A 7,292-nucleotide genomic window follows, 5' to 3' on the forward strand; every position below is an offset into this window, starting at 1 on the left:
AAAAAAAAAGACCCCGAAGGGTCTTATTTAGCTAAAGTTCTTAGTGAAATACTACTTTTTGAATTCAACAGCTGGTAAGTTGTAGAAAGTCTTGTCTCCAAGGTATTCAGCAACGTTAACAGTTCCACGTTGGTTCAATTCGTCTTCAATACGCATTAAACGGTTGTATTTAGCAATACGGTCTGTACGGCTTAATGAACCAGTCTTGATTTGTCCTGCGTTCAATCCAACAGCGATGTCAGCGATTGTAGTGTCTTCAGTTTCTCCTGAACGGTGAGATACGATGCAAGTGTATCCGTGTTTCTTAGCCATTTCGATAGCGTCGAATGTTTCAGTTAAAGTACCGATTTGGTTAACTTTGATTAAGATCGCATTAGCGATTCCTTTTTCGATTCCTTCGTAAAGGATTGAAGGGTTAGTTACGAATAAGTCATCACCAACTAATTGTACTTTGTCTCCTAGACGGTCAGTTAATTTTTTCCATCCGTCCCAGTCGCTTTCTCCTAATCCATCTTCGATAGAGATGATTGGGTATTTAGCGATCCATTCTTCATACATGTCGATCATTTCATCACTAGTCTTAGTTCCTTGACCAGATTTTTTCAATTCATATAATCCAGTTTCAGTGTTGTGGAATTCACTAGCAGCAACGTCCATTGCGATCTTCATGTCTTTTCCTGGAACATATCCAGCAGCTTCCATAGCTTCAACTAATAATTCAAGAGGTTCTTCGTTTCCATCTTTACAGCTTGGAGCAAATCCACCTTCATCACCAACGTTAGTGTTGTATCCTTTTTTCTTTAATACAGATTTTAAAGCGTGGAAAGTTTCAGCAGCCATACGAACAGCTTCTTTTTCACTCTTAGCACCAACTGGCATAATCATGAATTCTTGGAAATCTACTGTAGAGTCAGCGTGTGATCCACCGTTGATAACGTTGCACATAGGAACTGGCAATGTTTTTCCGTTGAATCCACCGAAGTATTTGTATAAAGGTTCTCCGTAGAAATCAGCAGCTGCTAAAGCACAAGCCATAGAAACACCTAAAGTAGCGTTAGCACCTAAATTTTTCTTGAATGGGTCTCCATCCAATTCTAACATTGTTTTGTCAATTAATACCTGGTCACGGCAATCCATACCGATAATTTTTGGAGCAATTTTAGTGTTTACGTTTTCAACAGCTTGAGTTGTTCCTTTTCCTAAGTAACGAGATTTGTCTCCATCACGTAATTCTAAAGCTTCACGAACACCAGTACTTGCACCACTTGGTACCATAGCACGTCCGTAAGCACCAGATTCTGTAGTTACTTCAACTTCAACAGTTGGATTTCCACGTGAATCTAGAACTTCACGAGCATATACATCAACAATAATAGGCATAATTAAAATATCCTCCTCTAAGCCTTAAGCTAATAAAATAATAGCACGCAAGCCATCTAAAATCAACGATTATAGGCCTTGAAAGCGGTTTTAACTTCCTCTTGGTTCTCATCAGTAAATACAAAACGGAAATGTTTGATTCCATATGATTCATATTCTTTTCGATTTTCAATTTCATCCATAATATTCACATCATATAATCGCATGTGACAATCTTTATCTCCAAGTAAAAAGACACGCTTTCCATCTAAGCCTTCAAGCTCATAACGATGGTTATGACATAATCCGCAGCCTACTCTTTTTCCATCTTTTAAAGCTGTATTTACAGGACAATGTTTCATCGTCATCAAGCGTCGTTTCTGATATAAAGTCTTATAGACTGGAGCGTCAAAATGATAACGATTCAAAAACGCCTTCATCAATGCTTCAACTTGATACAAATCACACTCATCACTTAAAACACAACTTTCATATCCCATCTCTAAAATAGCAGCTACGCCATAAGAATTAGAAATATTTAATGAATCTACAATTTTTCCTTTACCTAGATGTACATTCACAAATCCATCAACGCCTGTAATATTCGACTTATTTATTACATTCTCATTATTTAACATTTCACTCACATAACAAGAAGAATCATCAACCTTCTGATTCATTGAATTGATTTCAAACAAATCAAATGATGTTTTACTTTTCTGTGGAACATAATGATATTCATTTTCAACAAGCATCTCTTGTTTTAAACAAGCCTTTTTCATCTTCTCAAGAGCATCCCTACGAAGTTGATTCATGACTGAAATTGGAAAATAAATGTCTTTACCCAAATGATATTCAATTCGACCAAAACTTGCCCAACTATCTTTAGTCTTAGAAAATTGCTTATTCAAAGTTTCTTCATCTGTTGCACGTTTTAAAGCATGCACACTATCAATTTCAGTAGAAACACTAATTTTTGTCGAATCATTATATACTTCCATCACCATCGGCTTTCCAACTGCACTACAAGAGACAACCGCATTGACTATGCTTTGACGATTCGAAGTACGAATTTTTTCATCGATTGTTTTATTCAATTCAGAATCCATCGTTTTACGAACAATACTACCTACATGAACCCCTACAGGCCCTTCGATTAGAACTGTATTATTTTTAGGCATAAAAGAAATCAACTTTTGTTTCTTATCATACATAAAATTCACATGACAACCCAAGTTCTCTCTTTCAAAACGAATCCCATCATTTTGATGCAGATCTTGACTTAATTGAATACAAATCTTATTTTTATTTACTTTAACAACTCTACCAATTTCAATTCCCTGATGATTACAAGTTTTACTATTCATTAATTCTTTGCCACAAGCCCCATACATATGGCCTACAGTATATTCTCGATTGAATGTAACACGCAAATTTTGTTCATCCAAATGACTTCGTTCCATATTCTCTAATACTTTTTTCACTTGAGAAACACTCTCATATACATAAGGAGCACTTTTCATTCGTCCTTCAATTTTTAATGAACAAACCCCCATATCCGCTAATGTATTCACTTCATCAATCAAAGATAGATCTTTTGGACTTAATACATAATCCCCATGTGTATCTACTTTATTTCCATCTTCATAAAGACTATATTTCATTCGACATGGTTGCGCACACATGCCACGATTTCCACTTCGTCCATAATGTACACTTGAAAAATAACATTGTCCCGAATAACAAATACATAAAGCTCCATGCACAAAAACTTCCACTTCAATACCTGTATCTACACATGCTTGAATTTCTTCTTTTGTACATTCTCTAGCTAAAACAACACGTTGAACACCTAATTTTTTTAATTGTTCAATTTGATACGGGTTTGAAATAGAAAGCTGAGTCGATGCATGTAACACCAAATTGGGTAGTGTATGATGTAATAGATGGATAAAACCTAAATCTTGAATAATCAAAGCATCTACACCAAACAAATGAACCATCTTTGCCATATTGTAGGCATCTTCCATTTCATCCTCATATAATATAGTATTCATCGTAATATATACTTTTACACCACACAAATGACATCTTTCAATAACTTCTTTTGTAGTTTCTAAGTCAAAATTATTTGCGAATGCCCTAGCTCCAAAACTTGGCAATCCAAAATAAACAGCATCACATCCTGCTGCTAATGCTGCATTTAATGCTTCCATACTTCCTACGGGTGCTAATATTTCTGGTCTCATTTTCCTTGCTCCTTTCAAAATAAAAGCTACAGATACAATCTATAGCTAGTCTTTATTATTTTGATAATACTTTTTAATTGCCTCAAAAGTTTCTTGCGAAATCACATGTTCAATACGACAAGCATCTTCTGTTGCGATATTTTTAGGTACCCCAATGTTTTGTAGCATATCTGAAAAGAAAGTATGACGCGCATATGTTTCTTCTGCGATTTTCTTTCCTTCTTCACTCAAAGTTAAAAATTTACTAACATCTAAAACAATTAATCCTTGTTCAGACAATAATTTTACGGCGTGTGAGACGCTAGGCTTAGAAAAACCCAAATAACTTGCGACATCAACGCTACGAACATGATCTAAACATTTTGATAAAACTAAAATGGCTTCTAAATAATCTTCCATCGATTCGCCTAACTGCATATTCATTACTCCTCTAACTCTTTTCTTTAATTTTAAGCTAGTCCCCTTTTAAAGTCAATTGTCATGACATATAATAGTCATATGAACGATACAAAACTAACGATTGCAAATGCGCTATTAATTCTATTAAAGACACAACCATTAAACAAGATTACAGTCACACAGATCACAAAAGAAGCAAATCTGACAAGACAAACATTTTATCGTAATTTTGAAGATAAAGAAGATCTAGTGAATTGGTATTTTGAAAAGCTATGCCTAGACTCTTTTAAAGAAATGGCGGATCAAACCACTTTAAAAGAAGCTCTAATTAAGAAATTCACTTTTATTCAAAGCCAAAACACATTCTTTAAAGAAGCCTTTAAAGAAGATGACTACAATTCTTTGACAAACTATGATTATCGCTGTATCTATGATTTCTACAAAAAGAAAATTGAAACAAAGACAACAATTGATTCACAACTTGATTTTCTACTTCAAATGTATTGTCATGGATCTATTGAAATGACTAAATCATGGGTAGAAAAAAATATGTATTTAGATATTGAAACGCTCGTCAATATGTTGATTGAATCCATGCCCGAAAGATTGAAACAATATATCAATCTTTAACTACAATACCTAGTAATTTCACAAATTCAAGTGCTTGAGATGAATTAACGACAACACCTGTTAATTTATCACTAGATACCGCAATATTTTCAATTTCACAGCTTGAGAAATCAAGCTCTTTTAATTTTGTGTTAAACCATTCCGTTGAATTTAATATACATTTATCAAATGAAGTCTTTTTAAAATCACATTGAACAAATCCTGAACCTGTCAAATCATTGATGTCAAACATACAATCTTTAAATGTACTGCCACCAAAGTCACAATAATGTCCTTTACATAATTGAAATAATGTATCTTGAACTAAGCTTTGTGAAAATTCCATTCCACTGATTCGACAAGAAATGAAATGAACTCGGCTTAAACTACATTGATTAAAGTGTACATTTTCAAATTCACAATGATCAAAAATAATATCCATACCCTCGATAAAACTAAAGCTACAATCTTTAAATTGACACTTACTAAATTTACACCCATCTATCGTGACATTATCTAAGTTTTGTTCAATACAAACATTCTCAAATATATAATCACTCACATACGATTCATATGTCCATTCATCCATTGGTTCAAGACTCGTATTGATTTTTAACTTTTTCATAAATTCTTAATTTTCAACAATATTTCTTGATTAAACAAGATATCTTTTAATAATTGTAAATCTTCATAACTCACAAAATCATACTCTGCACGATTTAAAATAATATAAATTTGTTGGAGCGCATTTTTAAGTTCCATCCATCCTTCTGGCGTACCAAACGCTTCATCAAACAACTTATGAATGTTATCGTCATTCATCAAAGGATACAAATAGGAATAGATGGTTGTGGTTGAAGGATTATTAAATCCATCAAAAAAATTTTTAAATACTGGATAGATATATTTTCGCAACATATTTAAAGTGGCTTTCGCATAGAATAATGCACTAGCACTAAAATCAACATCCTTAACATCTTCATAATACACTTCCAAATCACTACCCGCTTCAATTTGATCTAAGACACTTCCTGGAAAATCTGCATAATCTTCTTCATTGATATTTAATGCTTCATAAAAGTCCGTTTCTTCTTCAGGCTCTTCGTTTTGTTTCATATTATTCATCATATTTTGAGCCATGTCATTTAACTTATTCTTCTCTTCATCACTCATATTGTCCATCATTCTTGAAATGGCAGAAAAATCAATATCACTAAATTTCATGTTTATTACCTCGTTTCATGAAGTATTATACACAAAACATAAGTGGATTAACATAAACAAATATATTAAAATATATACATGAAATTATTAAATATACAAAAAGAAATCCCCGATATTCTTTTGGATATTCGCTATTGCACAACTTACAATTTCATTGGTGAAATCATTGATGGCTATATAGATCCGGTAGCGTTAGGAACAAAAGAATTGGTGAAGCAATTAAAAGTAATTAATTCAAAGGCAAGACAAATGGGATATCGATTAAAGATATGGGATGCCTATCGTCCGCAAAGTGCCCTTGATCATTTCATGACCTGGAAAGATACTGAGGATGATAAAATGAAATCCATTTTCTATCCAAAATATTCCAAAAGCTATCTTTTCGAGAATGACTTTATCATCGAAAAATCAGCACACACCAGAGGTAGCACTGTCGATTTAACTTTAGTTGATGAAAAAACAGGAAAAGAATTAGATATGGGGTCTTACTTTGATTACTTTGGCGATATTTCTAGTCCTTTACATAAGGATGGATTAACAACCATACAGATTCAAAACCGAATGACATTAAGACATTTAATGTTAGACAATGGATTTATCCCTTTAGAATCTGAGTGGTGGCACTATACTTTAAAGGATGAACCCTATCCAGATACTTATTTTAATGTGGAGGTAAAATCTGATGGAAACTAAATTATGGTCCGCTTTAATTGGTCTTTCTAAAACCGTGGATTCAAATCCAAAAACAGAAAACACAGACACAATTATCATAAATTGTCTTCAACACCTAAGAAATCATACAGTTACACAAGATTTAATTGATTTAGTGCATAAAGAAAAAGACAAGATATCGCCAAGTTGTAAAACGTGCACACATCCTTGTGGCAATACAAGTGATTATGACATGTTTTTAATCAATGACAAGAAAAAGGAGTTGATGAATCAAATCCTTCTTTTAAATGATATGGATTATATCTATCGCGGTTTATGTTACTTAGGCTTTGATATTGATGATTCTTATATCGATGAATTGATAAAAGAATGTAAAGACAAATAGGAGGTCAACATGGAAAAAGATTGGAAATTATTTAAAAAGAAACTAGGTGGTTGGCAAGAAGCTTATATGGATAAATTGATTGAAGAATATAAGGATATACTAAATTCAGATGCATTATCTTCTGATAAATACTGGGCTCTACGAAAGAAAATTTATGAGGATTATAAAAGTCCTGGTGTTTTGGCAAGAGATGTTTCTCGTTCAAATATGTTCATTATATTATTAGGTTTATTACGCGATGAAGCAATCACCATGGATGATCTAGATGAGTTTAGTGATGAGTTGAAGGAAGACATTGAACAATTTATAAAGCAAGAAAAGACTTTTTCTGCGAAAAAGTCACACGTCTAATTGACATGCCCGGTTCGTTTCCAGTCGTCCGGTAACATTTCAAC

9 protein-coding genes are annotated in these 7,292 nt (G+C 33.2%); 4 read left to right on the forward strand and 5 right to left on the reverse strand.

The genetic code is table 11. The features are described from left to right. Positions 1–51: 51 nt before the first annotated feature. From eno to EUBIFOR_RS09615, 3 genes are all read right to left on the reverse strand, one after another. Positions 52–1,380 carry a phosphopyruvate hydratase gene (eno, locus tag EUBIFOR_RS09605; protein WP_003865844.1) on the reverse strand — a complete coding sequence of 443 codons (1,329 nt, stop codon included), beginning with the start codon at positions 1,378–1,380 and terminating at the stop codon, positions 52–54. Between the two features lie 62 nt (positions 1,381–1,442). Beyond that, the gene (locus EUBIFOR_RS09610) at positions 1,443–3,608 is read right to left on the reverse strand and encodes a peptidase U32 family protein (protein WP_003865845.1); all 2,166 of its coding nucleotides are present in this window, start codon (positions 3,606–3,608) and stop codon (positions 1,443–1,445) included. Between the two features lie 45 nt (positions 3,609–3,653). Beyond that, on the reverse strand, positions 3,654–4,025 hold the full coding sequence (locus EUBIFOR_RS09615) for a metal-dependent transcriptional regulator (protein ID WP_040466445.1): 372 nt from the start codon (positions 4,023–4,025) through the stop codon (positions 3,654–3,656). 81 nt (positions 4,026–4,106) lie between these two features. Here EUBIFOR_RS09615 and EUBIFOR_RS09620 point away from each other — a divergent pair, with 81 nt between their 5' ends. After that, positions 4,107–4,637, forward strand: coding sequence for a TetR/AcrR family transcriptional regulator (locus tag EUBIFOR_RS09620; RefSeq protein ID WP_003865847.1), 531 nt, complete (start codon positions 4,107–4,109; stop codon positions 4,635–4,637). Here the strand turns inward: EUBIFOR_RS09620 and EUBIFOR_RS09625 are convergent. Then, a complete protein-coding gene (locus EUBIFOR_RS09625; protein WP_003865848.1) occupies positions 4,627–5,241 on the reverse strand; it encodes a pentapeptide repeat-containing protein in 615 nt (204 codons plus the stop codon). The two genes, EUBIFOR_RS09620 and EUBIFOR_RS09625, sit on opposite strands and share 11 nt — an antisense overlap. Continuing rightward, on the reverse strand, positions 5,238–5,840 hold the full coding sequence (locus EUBIFOR_RS09630) for a hypothetical protein (RefSeq protein WP_003865849.1): 603 nt from the start codon (positions 5,838–5,840) through the stop codon (positions 5,238–5,240). The genes EUBIFOR_RS09625 and EUBIFOR_RS09630 overlap by 4 nt, the downstream gene beginning before the upstream one ends. Positions 5,841–5,918: 78 nt before the next feature. Here EUBIFOR_RS09630 and EUBIFOR_RS09635 point away from each other — a divergent pair, with 78 nt between their 5' ends. The 3 genes from EUBIFOR_RS09635 to EUBIFOR_RS09645 are packed head-to-tail and all read left to right on the forward strand — an operon-like array spanning position 5,919 to position 7,248. Further along, on the forward strand, positions 5,919–6,533 hold the full coding sequence (locus tag EUBIFOR_RS09635; protein ID WP_003865850.1) for a M15 family metallopeptidase: 615 nt from the start codon (positions 5,919–5,921) through the stop codon (positions 6,531–6,533). Further along, a complete protein-coding gene (locus EUBIFOR_RS09640; RefSeq protein WP_003865851.1) occupies positions 6,523–6,897 on the forward strand; it encodes a hypothetical protein in 375 nt (124 codons plus the stop codon). The genes EUBIFOR_RS09635 and EUBIFOR_RS09640 overlap by 11 nt, the downstream gene beginning before the upstream one ends. Before the next feature lie 9 nt (positions 6,898–6,906). After that, positions 6,907–7,248 (forward strand): hypothetical protein, encoded by a 342-nt coding sequence (locus EUBIFOR_RS09645; protein ID WP_003865852.1) that lies wholly within the window; start codon positions 6,907–6,909, stop codon positions 7,246–7,248. The last annotated feature ends 44 nt before the right edge of the window (positions 7,249–7,292 follow it).

The sequence above is a fragment of the Holdemanella biformis DSM 3989 genome (assembly GCF_000156655.1).
GTDB classification, from domain to species: Bacteria; Bacillota_I; Bacilli_A; order Erysipelotrichales; family Erysipelotrichaceae; genus Holdemanella; species Holdemanella biformis.

Excerpts from the sequence above, each read along its gene's own strand:
- eno (WP_003865844.1), bottom strand. The coding sequence starts at position 1,380 with ATGCCTATTATTGTTGATGTATATGCTCGTGAAGTTCTAGATTCACGT.
- EUBIFOR_RS09610 (WP_003865845.1), bottom strand. The coding sequence starts at position 3,608 with ATGAGACCAGAAATATTAGCACCCGTAGGAAGTATGGAAGCATTAAAT.
- EUBIFOR_RS09615 (WP_040466445.1), bottom strand. The coding sequence starts at position 4,025 with ATGCAGTTAGGCGAATCGATGGAAGATTATTTAGAAGCCATTTTAGTT.
- EUBIFOR_RS09620 (WP_003865847.1), top strand. The coding sequence starts at position 4,107 with ATGAACGATACAAAACTAACGATTGCAAATGCGCTATTAATTCTATTA.
- EUBIFOR_RS09625 (WP_003865848.1), bottom strand. The coding sequence starts at position 5,241 with ATGAAAAAGTTAAAAATCAATACGAGTCTTGAACCAATGGATGAATGG.
- EUBIFOR_RS09630 (WP_003865849.1), bottom strand. The coding sequence starts at position 5,840 with ATGAAATTTAGTGATATTGATTTTTCTGCCATTTCAAGAATGATGGAC.
- EUBIFOR_RS09635 (WP_003865850.1), top strand. The coding sequence starts at position 5,919 with ATGAAATTATTAAATATACAAAAAGAAATCCCCGATATTCTTTTGGAT.
- EUBIFOR_RS09640 (WP_003865851.1), top strand. The coding sequence starts at position 6,523 with ATGGAAACTAAATTATGGTCCGCTTTAATTGGTCTTTCTAAAACCGTG.
- EUBIFOR_RS09645 (WP_003865852.1), top strand. The coding sequence starts at position 6,907 with ATGGAAAAAGATTGGAAATTATTTAAAAAGAAACTAGGTGGTTGGCAA.